The organism is Paenibacillus tabacirhizosphaerae, from assembly GCF_040812395.1.
In the GTDB taxonomy this organism is placed as follows: domain Bacteria; phylum Bacillota; class Bacilli; order Paenibacillales; family NBRC-103111; genus Paenibacillus_E.
Map to the genome: position 1 here is coordinate 278,633 of NZ_JBFNXH010000002.1, position 17,973 is coordinate 296,605.

A 17,973-nucleotide genomic window follows, 5' to 3' on the forward strand; every position below is an offset into this window, starting at 1 on the left:
AATTGTAACGCACTCATCTATTTTACCACTGGTAAATAAAAATGGACACCCCAAAGACTTGATATTGGAACTGATCTGTATAATAATAAATAGTCTAATAAACGAACAGGGAGCACAAATTGAAATGCCAACATCAACGACGATACCAGCGGAAGCCTCAACGACAGCGGAACAACAGAAGCAAGAAGTAGAACAAATTGAGATTTGGAAATGTAAGGGGACGGATTGTAAAGCATGGGTTCGCAAAGAATTCGTTACGGAAGCTTTACCTAACTGTCCATTATGCAAAAATCCAATGGTTCGCAGCTACAAGCACGTGCCTGTCACCGCAAAAAAAGGAAACAAAAAGTTTCTGATGGGGAAAAGACGGTTCTAGGATCGTTTAGCATGTTAAATAGACCAAAGTTTGTCTCAAGTGAATCTTGATGAGACTGCTTTGGTCTTTTTTCTGCCTGTTGGGCCACAGCCAAGTATATGATTGAGATTGTGGATTCAAGTACGCTTGTATTCTGTAATCGAAGCAGCTTGCATACCCTGATAAGGGAGGGGAATGTCCATGAATTGGTCTGAACTCAATTTATCCTATGATACGCAGAAGCTGCTCGAAGATTTGATTGATCGTAAAGAAAAGTGGGATAGGCTAAAAAAATCCCAATTATTTTATTTGATGGCAGCGGCTGGGCTGTGTCTGTTGTTTGCTCGAACGTTCTACCTGAATATGATGCTGGGCTCGGGCGGCAATACGATAGCTATGTTGGATATTTTATTGTCGAATAAGTCCGTATTATTTACTTTTATTGCGAGTGTCGCAGCTATCATTTATGTGAGAAATGAAGTCAACAAAGTCGAAAAAGCGAAGAAAAAATATGAAAGCTTGCGAGAAGAAGCCATCGATAAGCTGGATAGTTCTTGGTTAAGAAATGTGAAATCAGAGACAAGAGAACATGTCTCAGCCTACATGAAAGTGAAGCATGATATCAACATCGTTTATAAAAGTTAGCTGCTCCCTGCCTGCGGAGGGGAGTTTTTAAAGCGTTAGGGATACCCATTCTAACACGTCAGAAAGCATAGTCGTCAGGTTTGTGTGTCGAGCTCGCAGAGCGCAGAGATTCCACACGCATCGTGTGGTACGAGCATTTGACCATGATGGACGTGGAAGATCCGAAAGTGCCACAGCGGTTTGGCATATTGAAATACCGCCTCATCTGCGAGAGGTCGCCTGTTTGCACGGGTGAGCGGAACGTGGGTGCGTTAAGAGGCGGTATTTCCGGCTGCAGGGACATTTCGCGGAACTACCGTGCGTTATGAGCGGGAAATGCTGGGTTTCAGGCACGGTTTCGCTCATTTAGCGCACTCTAGTTCCGCTTCAAGGGGAGAAAAGGGAGGTAACCGTGGAATAAGGCTCCGTAGTTCCGTCGATATCGCTATGCAGGGGGAATTGACGGTCCGGCAGTACTTCCTCCATTTTCTTGCGAAGCTTGCGGAGGCAAAATGTAGGGGTTTGGACAAGAACCTGAGGCACAGCCTCAGGTTTTTCGTATAGGTCTGGAGGATGTCGTTGAAGCCTTCATAGATACATTGTGTACAGGCAATGTTTATTACGAATTTCAGGTAGTCCAAGCAATGTTGTGTTCGATACTTTGATCCACGATGTTTCGGCTGGTTCCAAAACGGTAGACACCTCGTGGGATTCTGCTAGTCTGGTCACGGCTGCCTCGTCAGGGGCCTGGACAACTGCTTTTTGTAAAATGAGCATTTATTGACCGATGGATTATTAATAATGGAGTGAGCAGGAGACGAGGGGCAGTATAGCGAATTGATTTGATGAACAGCCTAGTAAGGGCTGTATCTCCTGCGTCATGTCCAGCAGACAACTAGGATAAGGATGGTGTGTTTGATGAATGTTCGAACAGAGAAAGATTTTTTGGGCGAAAAGCAGGTTCCTTCAGAGGCCTATTATGGGATACAAACGATGCGCGCGATTGAAAATTTTCCAATTACGGGAGTAACGATACACAAGGAGCTGATCACGGCTCTGGCTGAAGTGAAGCTAGCAGCAGCGCAAGCGAATATGGACATGCACATGCTGCCTAGAAAAATTGGCGAACAGGTGGTCGCGGCAGCGGAAGAAGTCCGGCAGGGCCGATTGACTGAGCAATTCATTGTTGATTCGATCCAAGGGGGCGCCGGAACCTCCATCAATATGAACATGAATGAGGTGCTTGCGAATCGCGCGCTTGAGCTTATGGGAGAATCCAAAGGGAACTATTTTCAGTGTAATCCGAACAATCATGTCAATATGTCTCAGTCTACGAATGATGTGATTCCAACTGCGATAAAGATTGCAGCATATCGATTGGCCGAAGAGCTTTTAATAACAATGAAAGCGCTTCAGTCTTCGTTTGCGCAAAAGGAACATGAGTTCGACGATGTGATTAAAATGGGCAGAACCCATTTGCAGGATGCAGTGCCGATCCGAATGGGCCAAGAGTTCGGCGCTTACGCCCGTGTTATCGAAAGAGATATCAAGCGCATCACACAGGCGTCGCACGGTTTACTGTCTGTGAACATGGGTGCGACAGCCGTCGGTACGGGCCTTAATGCCAAACCGGCTTATGTGGAAAGTGTTATGCTGCACCTGAAAGAGCAAACGCAGCTGCCGATAGAGTTGGCCGAGCATCTGGTAGATGCGACGCAAAACATGGATGCTTACACCGAACTATCGGCAGCTCTCAAGGTATGCGCGGTGAACCTGTCCAAAATTTGCAACGACATTCGACTGATGGCTTCCGGTCCGCGCGTAGGACTGGGAGAGCTTAAACTGCCGCCTAGGCAGCCAGGCTCATCGATTATGCCGGGCAAAGTCAATCCGGTCATGGCCGAGGTCGTCAATCAAGTGGCGTTCCAAGTCATCGGGAATGATCATACCATTTGCTTGGCTTGCGAAGCAGGGCAATTTGAACTTAATGTGATGGGGCCAGTTATCGCGTTTAATCTCCTTCAGTCGCTGAAAATTATGCGAAATGCGGCTGATGTGTTTCAGCGCTTTGCCGTTGAAGGGATGGAAGCAGATCGAGAGCGCTGTAAAGCTTATGTCGAGCAAAGCTTCGGCATTGTAACGGCGCTTAATCCGCATCTGGGCTATGAAGTCGCCGCTCAATTGGTGAAAGAAGCAGTGCGCACGGGATCGTCGCTGAAAGAGCTCATTCTTGAGAAGCAGCTGTTAACGCTGGAGGAAATTGAGGAAATTCTCAATCCGATTCAAATGACAACGCCGGGTATTGCCGGTGAGAGATTGCTGCATTTGGCGGAATAGTGCGGATAAGAACGATGTAAGCGCGATCCTGTATGCTTTCAGTGCATGGACGGTATGGAGCTCTGTGAAAGCTGTACGGCATCGTACAGGTCGGCTGCCTCTCGAAATGGATGAATAGAAGGAAGACATTACCCAACAAACAAGGCCACGGAATCCGATTCCATGGCCTTTAGTTTGTTGGGTTCGTTTAGAGCGCCCAATTTCCCTTGCGGAATATGGGCTCTAGGCTACCGTCGGATCGTTCTCCGTCAATGTCCATATCGGCAGAACCAATCATGAAATCCACGTGAATCAGAGAATGGTTGAGTCCGACTCCAGCTAGTTCGTCCTTCGTCATGGACGTTCCACCCTGCACGCAGAAGGGGAATGATCTGCCTAAGGCCAGGTGATTGGACGCATTCTCATCGAAGAGCGTATTAAAGAAAATAAGGTTGGCGTTAGAGATTGGCGAGCAATGCGGGACAAGTGCGATTTCCCCCAAATATTTCGCGCCTTCATCCATTTCAATCATCGTTTTAAGGGCGTTGTAGCCTTGTTCAGCGCTGTAATCGACAACGCGGCCATTTTCAAAGCGCAACGTGAAGTTGTTGATGAGGTTGCCTTGATAACTGAGCGGCTTCGTGCTGCATACAGTGCCTTGGGTTCCCTCTCTGTGAGGAGAGATGAACACTTCCTCCGTCGGAATATTCGGGTTGAAATCGAATCCGCCCGACTCATTCGTGGCGGCACCTCCGCGCCAAACATGGTTATCTGGAAGCTTCACGGAAAGCTCTGTCCCTGGAGCGAGGTAGTGAATTTTGCTGTATTGCTTTTCGTTCAGCAGCTCCCTTTTGCTGCGCAGCAGGGCGTTATGCTGGCTCCAGGTTTGTACAGGATTTACTTGATCGACACGCGTCGCTTGGAAGATGGCATCCCATAAGGCGCTAATCGCGGCGGTCTCCTCCAGGTGAGGGAACACTTTTAGAGCCCATGCCGGAGAAGGAGCGGCAATAATGGACCAGGTCATTTTATAGGATGACATGCTTTCTCTCCATTTCTCCAAAGCAGGACCGGCTACTTTGGAAAAATCAGCAATACGCTTCGTATCTGCATCCTTCAATAGCTCAGGATCTGTGGATTCGATTAACAGGTAAGCGCCATGATGCTCAGCAAGCTCATTGAGCGCATGGGCTCTCCATGAAGGATATTCTTGAAAGGCGTCATCAGGGGCGTGCAAATATTTGATTCGTGTGCAGATCTCATCCTGCCATTCGATATGTACGTGCTTCGCGCCTGCCTCGTAAGCTTTTTTGGAAATGAACCGCACAAGCTGGGGAGCATGAATAGGGGCATTGATCCAAAGGGTTTGCCCGGGTTGAATATTCAGCCCAACACGAACGGACAGTTCGGCATATTTTTCTAAATTGTTTTCGAAACTCATCGTCATCCTCCTCCATTTCACTGTACTTATTGTAAACTTACCCCTCTGCGAGCAAGCCGTCAAATTTTTTTGCCAACGCGATCCTTTTCGTTGTGCCGGAAACAATCCAAATGGAAACAATTTGCGGAGTGGCGCTTTGCATTTACACAGTATGGAATGTTTTCAATTGATTACAATAGAGGAGGGGGTGTATGCATTCATGAATCATGGATGGATTGCAGGCATACTGCTTTTGGCGCAGCAGAGTGAAATGCCGGATCAATTAACCATAGACCGTGATGGTCAATATATAGCAAAAGCGAATCGGGAGCAGTTTTCGATTGATTTTCTTGATATCCCTATTGTCGACAATACAGAGTTAGAACGGTTCATGGACAAGGTCGCGAAGAAAGTTTATCGAAAGCCTCAAAATGCGACGATTCATGATAGTGGACGCATCATTCGTGAGGTGGCAGGCGCCAAGCTGGATCGCCGAGCTTTCGAAGCGCAATTTTATGGCTATTTCTACAGTCAAGGACCGTTGAAAGCCGAAGTGCCCCAACTAGCGATCTATCCTAACGTGGATAGTGAATTGCTGGCTAACATACGTGTAAATCCGATTGGCTATTACGTGACGTATTTTAATTCCAATAATAAAAACAGGTATCATAATATCTCGCTTGCAGCCAAAGCGATTAACAATTATGTGGTTCATCCCGGAGACACGTTCTCCTTCAATCGAGTGGTCGGCGTTCGAACCCCTGCAAAGGGCTATAAGCAGGCGAAAGTGATTGTAAGAGGCGAATATTCGGAAGGGATCGGCGGGGGCATTTGCCAGATATCTTCCACGCTGTTCAATGCAGTGGATCGAGCCGGGCTTCAGATCGTAGAGCGTTACTCGCACAGCAGGTCTGTTCCTTATGTTCCGCCAGGAAGGGATGCCACGGTAAACTGGGGAGGACCCGATTTCAGCTTCACCAACAATTATAATCAGCCTATTCTGATTAGGGCCCAGGCTTTGCCGGGAAGAGTGTATATTTCCCTCTCCTCCTCGGACGTGATCAATCATAAACCGCGCCATGTGCCAAGCGCTTCCGAGACGCTGCCAGAGGAAATTCACGCAGGCACGGACGCCGAGATTCCTGTTCCTTAATATACAGCCCAAAAGCCCTTTTCCACTTTAATGATGGTGGCGGGGGCTTTATTTGCTTGAATTGATTTCTGCTCAGCTTTTGCGTAAACTAGTAAACCAAAGGTTGAAAAAATTATGATAGGAGCTGCTATATGTATGCCTATACAGATCAAGAATATGTAGAAATTGATTTCAGCCATGCCGATCAGAGGGATGGCGAATTGCGCAACTGTACATTTACCAAATGCAAATTTCGCGGCACGCATTTGGAAGAAATTTATACGTTCGGCTCGCACTTCATCAATTGTGATTTTACTGACGCCTATCTGAATGGCTCGGTCCATACAGGCTCGGCTTTTACGAATTGCCGTTTTCAAGGAGCCAATTTTTTCGTGGCTAAATTCGTAGATTGCAAAATGATAGGCTCAGATTTCGTTGAGGCCGGGCTTGACGGCATAACGCTGCAAGGCGGGGATTGGTCGTATACGAATCTGAGAAATGCCAAATTGGCGAAGCAGGATCTTAGAGGCATTCGCCTGCTGGAAGCGGATTTACACGGATGCAATCTGGAGAAAGCCAATCTGAGAGACGCTGATTTGACGCGAGCACAGATGGGAAGAGTGAATCTGGCGGGAGCAGATCTTAGAGGCGCGGTGCTGGATGGCATTGATTTCAAGACGGTGGATATCAAAGGCGCGCGTATGGATATGAACCAAGCGGTAGCTTTTGCCAGAGCGTTCGGAGCTAAGATTGACTAGGTCAATATATGCATATTTTACAAAATGAAAGCAAAAAATCGCAAGATTTTCGGACGTGACTTCGTTACAATAGACTGCATATCATTCGCTTCAATGAAAGGTGGACTTTCACTTCATGAAAACGTTTTTAGACGAAAACTTTTTGCTAACGAATGAAACAGCTATTGAACTCTTTCACGGAATTGCCGACAAACTGCCGATTATTGACTATCATTGCCATTTGAGCCCGAAGGAAATCTATGAAAATAAGCAGTTTGATACGATTACCGAGGCTTGGTTGTACGGCGATCATTACAAATGGAGAATGATGCGCGCGAATGGCGTAGAAGAGAATGCCATTACGGGCAGCGCCAGCGATTACGACCGTTTTGCCGCTTGGGCGTCGACACTGCCAATGGCCATCGGCAACCCGCTTTATCACTGGTCTCATATGGAGCTGCAGCGTTATTTTGACGTGTACGAAGTGATTAACGCGAAGAATGCGCCAGTGATTTGGGAAAAAGTGAACGCGAAGCTTGCGCAAGGGGATCTGCGTGCCAGAGACTTGATTACAAAGTCCAAGGTTACTGTCATTTGCACAACGGACGATCCTGTGGATTCGCTGGAATATCACATTAAAATCAAGGAAATCAAAGATTTCGAAACGCAGGTACTGCCTTCTTTCCGCCCGGATAAAGCGCTTGAAATGAATCGGGCTACCTTTCTTCCATGGATCGGTAAGCTGGAGGAAGCGGCCGGCATCCCTGTCCGCAAGTATGACGATTTGCTGGCTGCGCTGGAAAACCGCGCGAATTTCTTTGATTCCGTAGGCTGTAAAGTTTCCGACCATGCATTGGATTATGTGCCTTATGCGGCTGCCACCAAGGAAGAAGTCGAGCAGATATTCCAATCTGCACTGCAAGGTCAGGCTGTGAGCTTGGATGATGAGAAGAAATATAAAACATACACCTTGGTATTCTTGAGCGGCATCTACAATAAGCTGGACTGGGCGATGCAGTATCATATCAATGCGTCCCGCAACAATAATGGCAAAATGTTCGGCATTCTCGGTCCTGATACCGGTTATGACTCCATCAATGATAGCCCGGTAGCAAGCGCGTTAACGGGATTGTTGTCTGCTCTGGCACTTGGCGATGCCTTGCCAAGAACAATTCTGTATTCGCTGAATCCTAGCGACAACGACATTCTTGGTACGCTTATGGGCAGCTTCCAAGGAGGCGGTATTGCTGGTAAAATCCAGCTGGGTGCGGCTTGGTGGTTTAACGATACGAGGGATGGCATGCTTCAGCAAATGAAAACATTAGCGAACATGGGGCTGCTTGGCCGCTTTGTCGGCATGCTGACGGACTCGAGAAGCTTCCTGTCTTATACCAGACATGAGTATTTCCGCAGAATTCTGTGCAATCTGTTTGGGGAATGGGTCGAAGCGGGCGAGTTCCCGAACGACGCGGAGCTGTTGAAAGAGTTGGTTGAAGGCATTTCCTATAACAACGCGAAAGCATATTTTAAGTTTTAAAAAAAGTGGTTGAGCAGAGAGATTCTAGATTTCTCTGCACGCAACCACTTTTTCTATTAGGGGATAGCCGCGCTGTTATTTGGCAGAGCGCGTCAGCTTGCGGCATTCGAGCGGAGTTTGCCGGGTGACCTGCTTAAAGACACGACCGAAATGCGCGACACTGTCAAAGCCGGACTGTTCCGCGATATCGATCACTTTCAGCTTCGTTTCGCGGAGCAGCCGCTGCGCTTCACGAATGCGAATATTGTTGAGATATTCGATGAAAGAGAAGCCCGTTGTCTCTTTGAAAGAACGGCAAAAATAGCTCGGACTGATATAGAACGTGTCGGAGATGAGCGCGAGCGTCAGCCTTTTTCTATATTGCTCGTTGATATAGCCGACGATTTCGAAGATTTTGGGGTTCATGGCATGCGGATGTGCCTCTTTCTCATTCGGTTTGCTGTACATGCGCGTGCAAAAAAGGAGCAGCTGCGTAAGCAGCGCTTTGCTCCCAAGTTTCCAGCCGATCAGCATGGATTGCTGCTCGCGCAGCATACTGAATAACAGGTTCTCTACGAAGCTGCGATTCGTCCCTGTTAAGGAAAAGATATGCTGCTTCTGCTCGAAGGGAACGAGCACAAGTTCCGGTGCCTTTTCACCAAGCGATGCAACCCACGTGTCGTCGAAACTGAGCAATATCCGTTCATGATGATGGGCATCGACGTTATGGGTCTTGTGAAGCACGTTTTTATCAATGAAAACAAGGTCGCCTTCCTCGATCAAGTAAGAGCGGTCCTGGATAAAGTAATATCTTTTGCCTGAAAGCAAATAGTATATTTCATAATGGTCGTGAAAATGGTTCACAGGCATGGAGAAGGGATCTTCTCTGCGCATCCTCTCGATTTCATAGTTAATCAAAGGTGTCACCTCATTCTGTTCCCTAGTCTGTTTATTATAGCAAAATATGCAAGGTATTACAGTCGAAAGATAAAATTCGATTAGAAACTGAGCAAATATTGTATTACCCTTAGATCATCAGCAATTATCTTATCGAGAGGGGCGCAAACAGAAATGAAAAAACGTTACGTGCTAGTAGGTACCGGAGGTCGTGCAGAGTTTTTCTATGGCGCTATTGTGAAGGATTTTCAGGAAACTTCGGAGCTTGTCGCCATTTGCGATATCAATCAGACGAGAATGGACTTCACGAACGGGTTGCTCGCAGATAAATACGGGTATGGGAAAGTGGCTACCTACAAATCAGATGAATTCGAGGACATGATTCGAAAGGAGAAGCCTGACTTTGTTATTGTCACTACTGTCGACCGCACGCACCACACGTACATTATAAAAGCGATGGAACTTGGCTGCGATGTTATTTCTGAGAAGCCGATGACGGTGGATGAAGAGAAATGCCAGGAAATTCTGGATACGATCAAACGGACAGGCCGTCAACTGCGTGTGACGTTCAATTACCGCTATGCGCCCCACAACACTAAAATTCGCGAGCTGATTATGGATGGAGTCATTGGTGATGTTCATTCCGTTCATTTCGAATGGCTGTTGAATACGGAGCATGGCGCGGATTATTTCCGCAGATGGCATCGCGATAAGCGCAACAGCGGCGGGCTGCTGGTGCACAAATCAACGCATCATTTTGATCTGGTGAATTTCTGGCTCGGCACGCAGCCGGAGACGGTATTTGCTTTGGGGGGCCTGATGTTTTATGGGCGTGAAAATGCGGAGAAGCGCGGCGTAACGCAATTCTATCAGCGCGCGACAGGGAATGAGCATGCGCAGAACGATCCCTTTGCGCTTCATTTGGACAAAAATGATCACCTCAAAGGGCTGTATCTGGATGCTGAGCATGAGGATGGCTATCAAAGGGATCAAAGCGTATTCGGCGACGGAATTAATATCGAGGATACAATGGGCGTCATGGTGCGCTATAAAAATAAAGCGATTTTGACATACTCGCTGAATGCCTACATGCCTTGGGAAGGCTTTAATGTTCATATGAACGGCAGTAAAGGACGAATTGAGATGAAGGTCGTGGAGAAATCCTATGTGAATTCAGGCGGCTCGAAAGAAGATGAGGGCGCTTTGAAGGATAAAACGATCACCGTCTTCCCTATGTTCGATGCGCCTTACCAGGTGGATATTGAAGAAGGCGTTGGCGGTCATGGCGGCGGCGATCCGATTCTGCTGCGGGATATTTTCGACAAGCCGTCCAACGACCGCTTTGAGCGTGCAGCTTCTCATGTGGACGGAGCCATGTCGATTCTGACGGGCATCGCCGGCAATATATCGCTGCGGACCGGCCAGCCGGTCGCAGTGAACCAACTCGTCAAATTTTAACGCAGCTGCTACGGGGGAATGAGCATGTGGACTCCAGATTCGTTTATGGAGCATCTCTATCAATCATTTGAAGAGAAGCGCAGAGCGCAGGAGCGTTCGGAAAGCACTGTGCAAACGAAAGCGCGGCTGCGTCTGCGTTTGACCCAAGCTTTGGATGTGAAAACGGAGAAAAAGGATGAGCTTCGGCCAGTAAGAATTGAACGGACGGAATTTGAGGGATATACGCGCGAACGCGTTGAGTTTGGCACCGTCTGGGGCCTGCGTGTACCAGCGTATGTGCTGATTCCCAAAGGGCTTACAGGCCGGAGTGCGGCGGTGCTTGCCTTACATGGACATGGCTATGGCAGTAGGCAAATTGTAGGTCTTGATCCAGATGGTTCGGAGCACGCAGGTGAACCGGATTTGCACGGCAACTATGCGCTGGAGCTGGTAAAGCGCGGTCTGGTCGTTGTCGTTCCCGAAGGGATTGGGTTCGGAGATCGCAGGCTGGCTGCGGATCAGGAAGCGGGACAGGTAGGCAACTCCTCCTGTCAAACGCTCGCTTCCCATTTGCTCTTATACGGCATATCACTGGCCGGACTTCGCGTGCAGGAAGCGCTTCGGGCACTGGATTATTTGATTTCCCGCGACGAGGTGGATCAGGATCGGATCGGTTGTATCGGATTTTCCGGAGGCGCTTTAATTGGAGCCTACGCATCAGCGGTTGATGAACGCATTCAAGCCACGGTGCTGTGCGCTTTTACGAATACGTTTAAAGGCAGCATCATGCATGTTCGCCACTGTATCGATAATTATTTACCGGACGCTCTAGACTTCGCGGAGCTTCCTGAGCTAATCGGTTTAATTGCCCCACGAGCATTATTTATTGAGTCGGGTGAACAAGATCCTATTTTTCCGCTGGAGACGGTGAAAGCGGCTATAGCGAAAATACAGAGCATCTATGGGGAGCAGGCAATTGACCGCTTGGGGACACATCTATTCGAGGGCATGCACCAAGTAAGCGGAAAAGTGGCCTATCCCTGGTTGGTGAATGCGCTTCGCTTTAATTAAAGACGTACCTGTGCTAACCTGTTACAGAGAGTGAACAAGGTGGTGTGCCTTCTTTGAAACGGGTTTTAATCACAGGTTACAAAGCGTCTGAGCTCGGTATTTTTTCCTTAAAGCATCCAGGTATACAAATTATTAAAAAATCAATACAAAAGAAGCTCAATTCCCTCTTGGATGAGGGCCTGGAATGGGTTATTGTGAGTGGCCAGTGGGGCGTGGAACTGTGGGCCGCAGAAGCGGCGCTGGAGCTAAAGCGAACCTACAAGGAGCTCAAGGTTGCCGTCATTACCCCGTTTCTGGAGCAGGAAGAAAAGTGGAGCGAAGAAAAGAAAAACATCTACAGCAGCGTTATTGGCCGTGCCGATTATGTGAACAGCGTAACGAAGACGAAATACGAAGGGCCATGGCAGTTCAAGGAAAGAGATAAATTTTTGCTGCGCAATACGGACGGAATCATACTAGTCTACGACGAAGAAACGGAAGGATCGCCGAAGTTTATGAAGCTGCAGGCACTGCAGATGGCGGCTACGCAGCCCTATCCCATTGTAACGATCAATGCGTTTGATTTGCAGAATATGGCGGATGAAGAGCAAGGGCAAGAGTTTGGGGAGTACGACGTTCCAGACGACACCAACTGGCTGCCGGACGATTAAAGCAAGCCCTTTTATCTAGATTGGCTGGATAAGGGGGGGCGTAAAGAGAGCCATGGCGGCGCAGTAAGCGTAAAGGAAGCGCAAAGCGAAGTTCCTTTTCTGGAAAGGGAAACGGCTCACGCTGATTCTAAGATCAGTATTGGCAAGAAAGCTGTGTCGCTAATCCAAGAGAATGACCGTATTATTTTAGATGCAAGTTCAACAGCTTGGTATAGGGCCAAAATTATTCCGGATATGCCGCTTACGATCATAACGAATTCTATGAAAGTAGCACTTGAGATCAGCAACAAAGAGAAAATTCAAGTGATTTCTACTGGTGGGCTTCTATCTCCGAAATCGCTATCGATGTCAATCGGATACGGGAAAAAGGTGTGCATGTCCTCCAATTAGATACAGAATAAGGATGAACGTCTCTTCCATCATCAGTAGTAGTCCCATCGTACTGAGGATGGTTTTTTGTATAGCGAATGAGGGAGTCGATACGATCAAGGGAAGGGAGTAACTTGCCTTATGAAAGTTTCTTTGTTTATTACCTGCTTAAGCGACCTCGTGTATCCCAATGTCGGTGCAGCGATGGTTCAACTTCTGGCTCGTTACGGAGTTAAGCTCGGCTTTCCCGAAGTACAAACGTGCTGCGGACAGCCTGCTTTCAATAGCGGGTATTGGACTGAAGCTAGAGGCTCCGCAATGACGATGCTGGAAGCGTTTGAGGATAGCGACTTCGTCATTTCGCCGTCAGGATCTTGCACAAGTATGGTTCATCACTATTATCCGAAGCTTTTTGAACAGGATCCAGTGAATTTAGGCAGAGCCAACCGGCTTGCGGAAAAGACGTATGAATTCACGCAGTTTCTTGTTCAGGTGCTGGGTGTCACGGACCTAGGGGCCGTATTTCCGCATAAAGTAACGTATCATCCCTCTTGTCATGGTAGTAGATTGCTTGGCGTAAAAGCGGAGCCAATGGCGCTTATGCAGCAAATTCGCGATTTAGAACTGGTCCCTCTTCCTCATGCAGAGGACTGCTGCGGGTTTGGAGGCATATTTGCTGTGAAAATGTGCGATATTTCCGGAGCAATGGTTACCGAGAAATCAGACCATGTTCTTGAAACGGAGGCAGAAGTTTTAGTTGGCCTCGATATGGGATGCCTGATGAATATTTCAGGAAACTTGCATCATCGCGGAAAGCCTGTGAGAGTGATGCATCTGGCAGAATTACTTGCCGAAGGAGTGAATCTTTCAAATGAGCGAGCATAAAGCAGGCGGTACGGTCAAGGATAGATCCAAAGTTGCCCTGAACAACGAATTTTTGCGCAGTGCTGTTAAATTTACAACAGAGCGGTTGAAAAATGGCAAGCTGGCAGCCGCGGAAGAACAGGGAAACTGGGAAGCATGGCGGGAACGCGGCCGCCAGATTAGATTGCATACCATTGCCCATTTGGACTACTATTTAGCCAAATTCGTAGAAAACGCGAGAGCGCAAGGCGTTCATGTTCATTTTGCTGCCGATGCGGCGGATGCTGTTCGTTTGACGATGCAAATTGCCGAGCACAAGAAGGCAAAAAGCGTGGTCAAATCTAAATCGATGGTCTCCGAAGAACTGCATATCAACCGTGCTCTCGAAGAGCTAGGCGTCGAAGCTGTCGAAACAGATCTAGGTGAGTATATCATCCAGCTAGCGGGCGAAACCCCTTCACATATTATTATTCCGGCTATTCATAAAAACAGATATCAAATCGCTGAGCTTCTTTCAAAGGAAGCTGGCGAAGAATTGCCGCCGGATACGGGGATTTTGGCGGGGTTTGTCCGTAGAAAATTGAGAGAGAAATTTCTGGAAGCCGATATCGGCATGACGGGCTGCAACTTTGCCATTGCGGAGACAGGTTCTATTGTGCTTTTCGAAAATGAGGGGAACGCTCGTATGGTCAGCACCGTCCCTAAAACACAAATTACATTCATGGGTATGGAGCGAATCATCCCCTCTCTGGATGATTTGGAAGTTATGGCGACGCTGCTTCCGCGCTCAGCTACAGGACAAAAGCTAACCGTCTATATGTCCGTCATCTCCGGACCGCAGCGGCAGCATGACGGTGATGGGCCGGAGGAAATGCATGTTATCATTTTGGATAACGGACGCTCCTTACAATTGGGGGATCCGCAATTTCAAGAACTGCTCAACTGCATACGTTGCGGTGCTTGTTTGAATGCCTGTCCCGTCTATCGTCACATTGGCGGCCATGCCTATGGCGGTGTATACAGCGGACCGATTGGCGCTGTGCTCACGCCCGCGCTTAATAAAAATGTCGAGCAATGGGACGACATCGCCAATGCTTCCTCCCTTTGTGGCGCCTGCTATGAAGCATGTCCGGTGAAAATTCCGCTGCACGACATGCTGGTTTATCTCCGTCAACGCAAAGTTGAACGTGGCGGGGGAGATATCGTAGAAAAAGTAGGCATGACAGGCTTTAAGTTCCTAATGTCGGATGCTTGGCGGGTTAAAGCATTTATTAAATTAGGCCGAATTGGACAAAAAATGTTGGTGAGGGACGGGTATATCAAAGCGAAGGTTGGTCCACTAAAAGGATGGAACACGTATCGTTATGCACCTAGTCTAGCCAAGCAAACGTTTCGGGAGACTTGGAAAGATATCGAACAGGGGCTGGAAGGCACACTGCCCGACATGAATCCGGACATGAAAGCTCGCATGGAGAAGCTCCTTGCTGATCGAAAAAAAGGGGGCGGACATCATGGCTAAATCAGATCGTGAATTTCTTCAAATGCTGCAGGAAGAATCGCTCCAGAAGCAGCAAGCCTTTTTCAATAATATCGCTACTCGTCTCGGCAGAGAGAGCCCTTTGCGAAACGCACCTGTTCGCAGCATCAAAGGGGCTCCTGAGCTCTGGGAAGCTGTGAATCTGACCATGGAACAACGCATTGAATTATTTATGACAAACTGGCAAAAAGCAGGGGGGCACGCGAAACGGCTGAGCAGCATGGTTGAAGCTCAAGCTTTCATCGAGAACTTCATTAGGGAGACAAAAGCAAAGCATGTGATCATTCAGGATCAAGCTGAACTCGAACCGCTTCGAGCAGCACTGGCGGAAACCACCGATACGGAAATGACTGTATGGAACTCTTTTGGAGCTGATGAAGGGGGCAAAGACGAGCTTGTTGCCAAAGCGGCTGGTGCTGATATTGGTATTGTTGCAGTTGAACATGGAGTGGCTCACACTGGCTCGTTGGTGGTCACATCCGACCCGTCGCGCGGAAGAAGTGTCAGTTTGCTGCCAACGACGCTAGTCGCTATCCTTCCAGCCGAACGTCTGAGAACGAGACTGGGCGAAGTGCTCCGACCTTTTGATGAGCTGAAGTTAAAGGACAGACCGGCGGGCATACACTTCATCTCGGGTCCGAGCCGATCCGCTGATATCGAAAATGATCTGACCATTGGCGTACACGGTCCTGGTATTATTTATGCCTTAATTATCGAGTAATAGTCTAGAAAGGCTGTGAGGGTATAAATTCTTCACAGCTTTTTGTTTTGCTCTATTTTTCTCAGAAAACAAGAAGAGTGTGTTCAGGTCTGATGCATTGATGAGTAAAAAAAGATAGTATTTTTGGGATCATTTGATAATTATGCCACTTCTCTTGAGGGTAAGGAAGACTGAGAAAGGGACCCAGATAGGAAGCATACACGACTCAAATTATCAAATACAGAAGCATTTTGAAGAGAGAGATTTAAACGAAAACAAAATTCGTCAAGATAAAGCTGCAGATATTTTGAACCAATTCCATGAAAAGTTTCATTGATCCATTTGCTCGCTTGAGCAGCAAAGGCTGTGAGAGGGCGAGTGCGTTTGGTACTGTAGAAACCCGTTACGCTTTTAATATTGCTGGGGTGCGCTTGTACATGCTGTTTATGAAATGCATCTAGTTCAAAGCGCGAAATATGTTTATTTTTTGGATTGTTGGAATATGACATGTTTTATTTTCAAGCTAATGGGAGCGTTCTGTACATTAAGAGAAGCGCCCACGAGCAGTAAATGTTCCTGAGGATGCTATACCTTTATTCGTTCGAGAAACAAAAAAAAGAGCCAAGAGCCATTTACGAAGATCAGTTCGGATTCCTTCCATCACCGTGCCAGCAAGGAGAGAAGTTTGATGACGGCAACGAGAACATTCGTAAAGAGGAAGGCGCCGCGTTACCGTGACATAGGCGTGTCTTTGGTTACAACGAGGACAAACAAAACCGTTTGGCCACTTTGTCTGAGAAATATAGGAGATACATGATTCTTCCGTTGAAAATTGGTTTCGAAATTGTGCTAAAGACATGTTTGTGAGTTCCAATAGACATTTTCCTCCGATCTAAAAGGCATCTCGAACATTTGTTTCTATCACACATTATAGCGAACATGTGATCTCTTTTCAATATAATATGGAAAATTTTTTCTTTATTTATTACAAAGACTTTCTGAGAGTATGGGATAGTGCAACATAAGCGGATTTCAAAAAATAGAGGAGCACACTAAAATGATATTAACTTGAAATAGTGAACTTTTTGCAGTTTAACGCGAATGCAGGATGCAGAAATGAGCTTCCCTGAGTTAAGGGGATAGTTAACATATGAGTTGTTTAAGAAGGATAGGGGAAGGTGAAAGGTTGATAGTTCGGTAGTTCAGTCGGCCGGAAGATCTAAACGCGAAAGATAGGCGTTATGTAATAATAAGGTTTGGTTTTCATAAGGAAAAAAGCCAGCAACGTCAGGCTCTCAGCGAATGGAGTAGCGCGAAACGGCTGGCTATTTTGAAACCAATTAACGGATGTACCACTCGCCGGACATCCAGTCGCTGGCTTTCCAGCGAAGTACATCGGGATTTGCGAGGTGAACGATTTCTTTGAAAAACTCAAGCTGTTCGACATCCGTCAGCGGTTTGAAATTTTTGGCGATGGCCAGATTTTGTTCTAGCTGCTGCATGGACTCCATACCTACTATGGCCGTAGAAATAGGCAGGGAGAATGTATACCGCAGAGCTTTCTCGTACCAAGGTGCTAGCTTGCCTAGAGCCATGACTTTCATGCCTATTACAGCTACTCCTTTTTCATTGGCTTTCGGCAGGAACTCGTGAGCAAAGCTGTAGACGAGGTGATCGGCAGCGCTCAAAGCAACTAACGCGCTGTCAAAGGCAAAGCGCTCTATGGCTTCGAGCTGCACTTTAGGATTGGTATGGCCACTTATGCTGATGTGTTTAATTAAGCCCTGCTCCCTGGCTTCTAGCAGAGCTTCCAATGCTCCACCTTTGGCAAAGACTTGATTAAGCTCGTCAAGCGTCATGATGTTGTGTAAGCGCCACTCTTCGACGTGATCTGTTTGCAGTCGTTTTAAGCTTGCTTCCAACAATCTTAAGGATCCGTCTCTGCTCCGATCGTGTGTTTTGGTAGCAATCCAGACATCTTGTCTGCGACCTTGCAGCGCTTTGCCAAGTCTTTCCTCGGACTGCCCGTCTGAGTAGCTTGGGGCTGTGTCGAAATAGGTGATTCCTTCATCGATGGCTCTATTCACTATTTCTATAGCTGCTTCTTCTGTGCAATTATGCTCATCGACAATACGCTGAGCGCCAAAACTCAAGATTGGGAAGTTTTGGCCTGTTTGGCCGAAATTGCGCTTTTGCAAATTGATCACTCCTTACAATGTATTGTGTCCAAATTTTGTCAATCGTAGCTTGATGTCGATTTGAGCAGGGATTCGTTTGATTTAAGTATAAATGAAGTATTACGGGGATTCCACCTGTCTAAATCGTGTATCTATTGTACTATCGATTCG

General features: G+C 47.3%; 17 protein-coding genes and 1 pseudogene. 13 read left to right on the top strand and 5 right to left on the bottom strand.

The window, feature by feature from the left end; genetic code table 11:
* Positions 1 to 124: 124 nt before the first annotated feature.
* From ABRS97_RS04190 to aspA, 3 genes are all read left to right on the top strand, one after another.
* On the top strand, positions 125 to 376 hold the full coding sequence (locus tag ABRS97_RS04190; protein WP_367811646.1) for a cold-inducible protein YdjO-related protein: 252 nt from the start codon (positions 125 to 127) through the stop codon (positions 374 to 376).
* Between the two features lie 180 nt (positions 377 to 556).
* Entirely contained in the window at positions 557 to 1,000 is a 444-nt protein-coding gene (locus ABRS97_RS04195; RefSeq protein ID WP_367811647.1) for a DUF2663 family protein, read from the top strand.
* Positions 1,001 to 1,897: 897 nt separating this feature from the next.
* Entirely contained in the window at positions 1,898 to 3,316 is a 1,419-nt protein-coding gene (gene aspA / locus ABRS97_RS04200) for an aspartate ammonia-lyase (protein WP_367811648.1), read from the top strand.
* Between the two features lie 187 nt (positions 3,317 to 3,503).
* Here aspA and ABRS97_RS04205 read toward each other — a convergent pair whose 3' ends face one another.
* Positions 3,504 to 4,742: an aminopeptidase gene (locus ABRS97_RS04205; RefSeq protein ID WP_367811649.1), complete on the bottom strand. Its 1,239-nt coding sequence runs from the start codon at positions 4,740 to 4,742 to the stop codon at positions 3,504 to 3,506.
* 193 nt (positions 4,743 to 4,935) lie between these two features.
* On the opposite strand from ABRS97_RS04205, the gene ABRS97_RS04210 reads away from it, so the two are divergent.
* The 3 genes from ABRS97_RS04210 (at position 4,936) to uxaC (ending at position 8,121) form a co-directional block, all read left to right on the top strand.
* On the top strand, positions 4,936 to 5,868 hold the full coding sequence (locus ABRS97_RS04210) for a VanW family protein (protein WP_367811650.1): 933 nt from the start codon (positions 4,936 to 4,938) through the stop codon (positions 5,866 to 5,868).
* A 131-nt stretch (positions 5,869 to 5,999) separates the two neighbouring features.
* Positions 6,000 to 6,605 carry a pentapeptide repeat-containing protein gene (locus ABRS97_RS04215; RefSeq protein ID WP_367811651.1) on the top strand — a complete coding sequence of 202 codons (606 nt, stop codon included), beginning with the start codon at positions 6,000 to 6,002 and terminating at the stop codon, positions 6,603 to 6,605.
* Positions 6,606 to 6,720: 115 nt separating this feature from the next.
* Positions 6,721 to 8,121: a glucuronate isomerase gene (gene uxaC, locus ABRS97_RS04220; protein ID WP_367811652.1), complete on the top strand. Its 1,401-nt coding sequence runs from the start codon at positions 6,721 to 6,723 to the stop codon at positions 8,119 to 8,121.
* A 75-nt stretch (positions 8,122 to 8,196) separates the two neighbouring features.
* Here the strand turns inward: uxaC and ABRS97_RS04225 are convergent, their stop codons facing one another.
* Positions 8,197 to 9,018, bottom strand: a complete 822-nt coding sequence (locus tag ABRS97_RS04225; protein ID WP_367811653.1) for a helix-turn-helix transcriptional regulator — start codon at positions 9,016 to 9,018, stop codon at positions 8,197 to 8,199.
* A 153-nt stretch (positions 9,019 to 9,171) separates the two neighbouring features.
* On the opposite strand from ABRS97_RS04225, the gene ABRS97_RS04230 reads away from it, so the two are divergent.
* The 7 genes from ABRS97_RS04230 (at position 9,172) to ABRS97_RS04260 (ending at position 15,646) form a co-directional block, all read left to right on the top strand.
* Complete coding sequence (locus ABRS97_RS04230; protein WP_367811654.1) at positions 9,172 to 10,455, top strand: Gfo/Idh/MocA family oxidoreductase; 1,284 nt, start codon at positions 9,172 to 9,174, stop codon at positions 10,453 to 10,455.
* A gap of 24 nt (positions 10,456 to 10,479) precedes the next feature.
* Positions 10,480 to 11,505: a dienelactone hydrolase family protein gene (locus ABRS97_RS04235; protein WP_367811655.1), complete on the top strand. Its 1,026-nt coding sequence runs from the start codon at positions 10,480 to 10,482 to the stop codon at positions 11,503 to 11,505.
* Positions 11,506 to 11,558: 53 nt separating this feature from the next.
* Positions 11,559 to 12,155, top strand: coding sequence for an SLOG family protein (locus ABRS97_RS04240; protein ID WP_367811656.1), 597 nt, complete (start codon positions 11,559 to 11,561; stop codon positions 12,153 to 12,155).
* A 99-nt stretch (positions 12,156 to 12,254) separates the two neighbouring features.
* Positions 12,255 to 12,545: a DeoR/GlpR family DNA-binding transcription regulator gene (locus ABRS97_RS04245; protein ID WP_367811932.1), complete on the top strand. Its 291-nt coding sequence runs from the start codon at positions 12,255 to 12,257 to the stop codon at positions 12,543 to 12,545.
* Positions 12,546 to 12,665: 120 nt separating this feature from the next.
* Positions 12,666 to 13,409 carry a (Fe-S)-binding protein gene (locus tag ABRS97_RS04250; RefSeq protein WP_367811657.1) on the top strand — a complete coding sequence of 248 codons (744 nt, stop codon included), beginning with the start codon at positions 12,666 to 12,668 and terminating at the stop codon, positions 13,407 to 13,409.
* A complete protein-coding gene (locus ABRS97_RS04255; protein ID WP_367811658.1) occupies positions 13,396 to 14,907 on the top strand; it encodes a LutB/LldF family L-lactate oxidation iron-sulfur protein in 1,512 nt (503 codons plus the stop codon). The genes ABRS97_RS04250 and ABRS97_RS04255 overlap by 14 nt, the downstream gene beginning before the upstream one ends.
* A complete protein-coding gene (locus tag ABRS97_RS04260; RefSeq protein ID WP_367811659.1) occupies positions 14,900 to 15,646 on the top strand; it encodes a LutC/YkgG family protein in 747 nt (248 codons plus the stop codon). The genes ABRS97_RS04255 and ABRS97_RS04260 overlap by 8 nt, the downstream gene beginning before the upstream one ends.
* Positions 15,647 to 15,786: 140 nt before the next feature.
* Here the strand turns inward: ABRS97_RS04260 and ABRS97_RS04265 are convergent, their stop codons facing one another.
* From ABRS97_RS04265 to ABRS97_RS04275, 3 genes and pseudogenes are all read right to left on the bottom strand, one after another.
* On the bottom strand, positions 15,787 to 16,134 hold the full coding sequence (locus ABRS97_RS04265) for a transposase (RefSeq protein ID WP_367811660.1): 348 nt from the start codon (positions 16,132 to 16,134) through the stop codon (positions 15,787 to 15,789).
* A 77-nt stretch (positions 16,135 to 16,211) separates the two neighbouring features.
* Positions 16,212 to 16,484, bottom strand: a pseudogene (locus ABRS97_RS04270) (transposase); the annotation flags it as partial.
* A gap of 481 nt (positions 16,485 to 16,965) precedes the next feature.
* Positions 16,966 to 17,823, bottom strand: coding sequence for an aldo/keto reductase (locus tag ABRS97_RS04275; protein WP_367811661.1), 858 nt, complete (start codon positions 17,821 to 17,823; stop codon positions 16,966 to 16,968).
* Positions 17,824 to 17,973: the final 150 nt, after the last annotated feature.

Coding starts and splice junctions, on each gene's coding strand:
- ABRS97_RS04260 (WP_367811659.1), top strand. CDS start 14,900: ATGGCTAAATCAGATCGTGAATTTCTTCAAATGCTGCAGGAAGAATCG.
- ABRS97_RS04255 (WP_367811658.1), top strand. CDS start 13,396: ATGAGCGAGCATAAAGCAGGCGGTACGGTCAAGGATAGATCCAAAGTT.
- ABRS97_RS04195 (WP_367811647.1), top strand. CDS start 557: ATGAATTGGTCTGAACTCAATTTATCCTATGATACGCAGAAGCTGCTC.
- uxaC (WP_367811652.1), top strand. CDS start 6,721: ATGAAAACGTTTTTAGACGAAAACTTTTTGCTAACGAATGAAACAGCT.
- aspA (WP_367811648.1), top strand. CDS start 1,898: ATGAATGTTCGAACAGAGAAAGATTTTTTGGGCGAAAAGCAGGTTCCT.
- ABRS97_RS04230 (WP_367811654.1), top strand. CDS start 9,172: ATGAAAAAACGTTACGTGCTAGTAGGTACCGGAGGTCGTGCAGAGTTT.
- ABRS97_RS04250 (WP_367811657.1), top strand. CDS start 12,666: ATGAAAGTTTCTTTGTTTATTACCTGCTTAAGCGACCTCGTGTATCCC.
- ABRS97_RS04235 (WP_367811655.1), top strand. CDS start 10,480: ATGTGGACTCCAGATTCGTTTATGGAGCATCTCTATCAATCATTTGAA.
- ABRS97_RS04265 (WP_367811660.1), bottom strand. CDS start 16,134: ATGTCATATTCCAACAATCCAAAAAATAAACATATTTCGCGCTTTGAA.
- ABRS97_RS04215 (WP_367811651.1), top strand. CDS start 6,000: ATGTATGCCTATACAGATCAAGAATATGTAGAAATTGATTTCAGCCAT.
- ABRS97_RS04190 (WP_367811646.1), top strand. CDS start 125: ATGCCAACATCAACGACGATACCAGCGGAAGCCTCAACGACAGCGGAA.
- ABRS97_RS04205 (WP_367811649.1), bottom strand. CDS start 4,742: ATGACGATGAGTTTCGAAAACAATTTAGAAAAATATGCCGAACTGTCC.
- ABRS97_RS04210 (WP_367811650.1), top strand. CDS start 4,936: ATGAATCATGGATGGATTGCAGGCATACTGCTTTTGGCGCAGCAGAGT.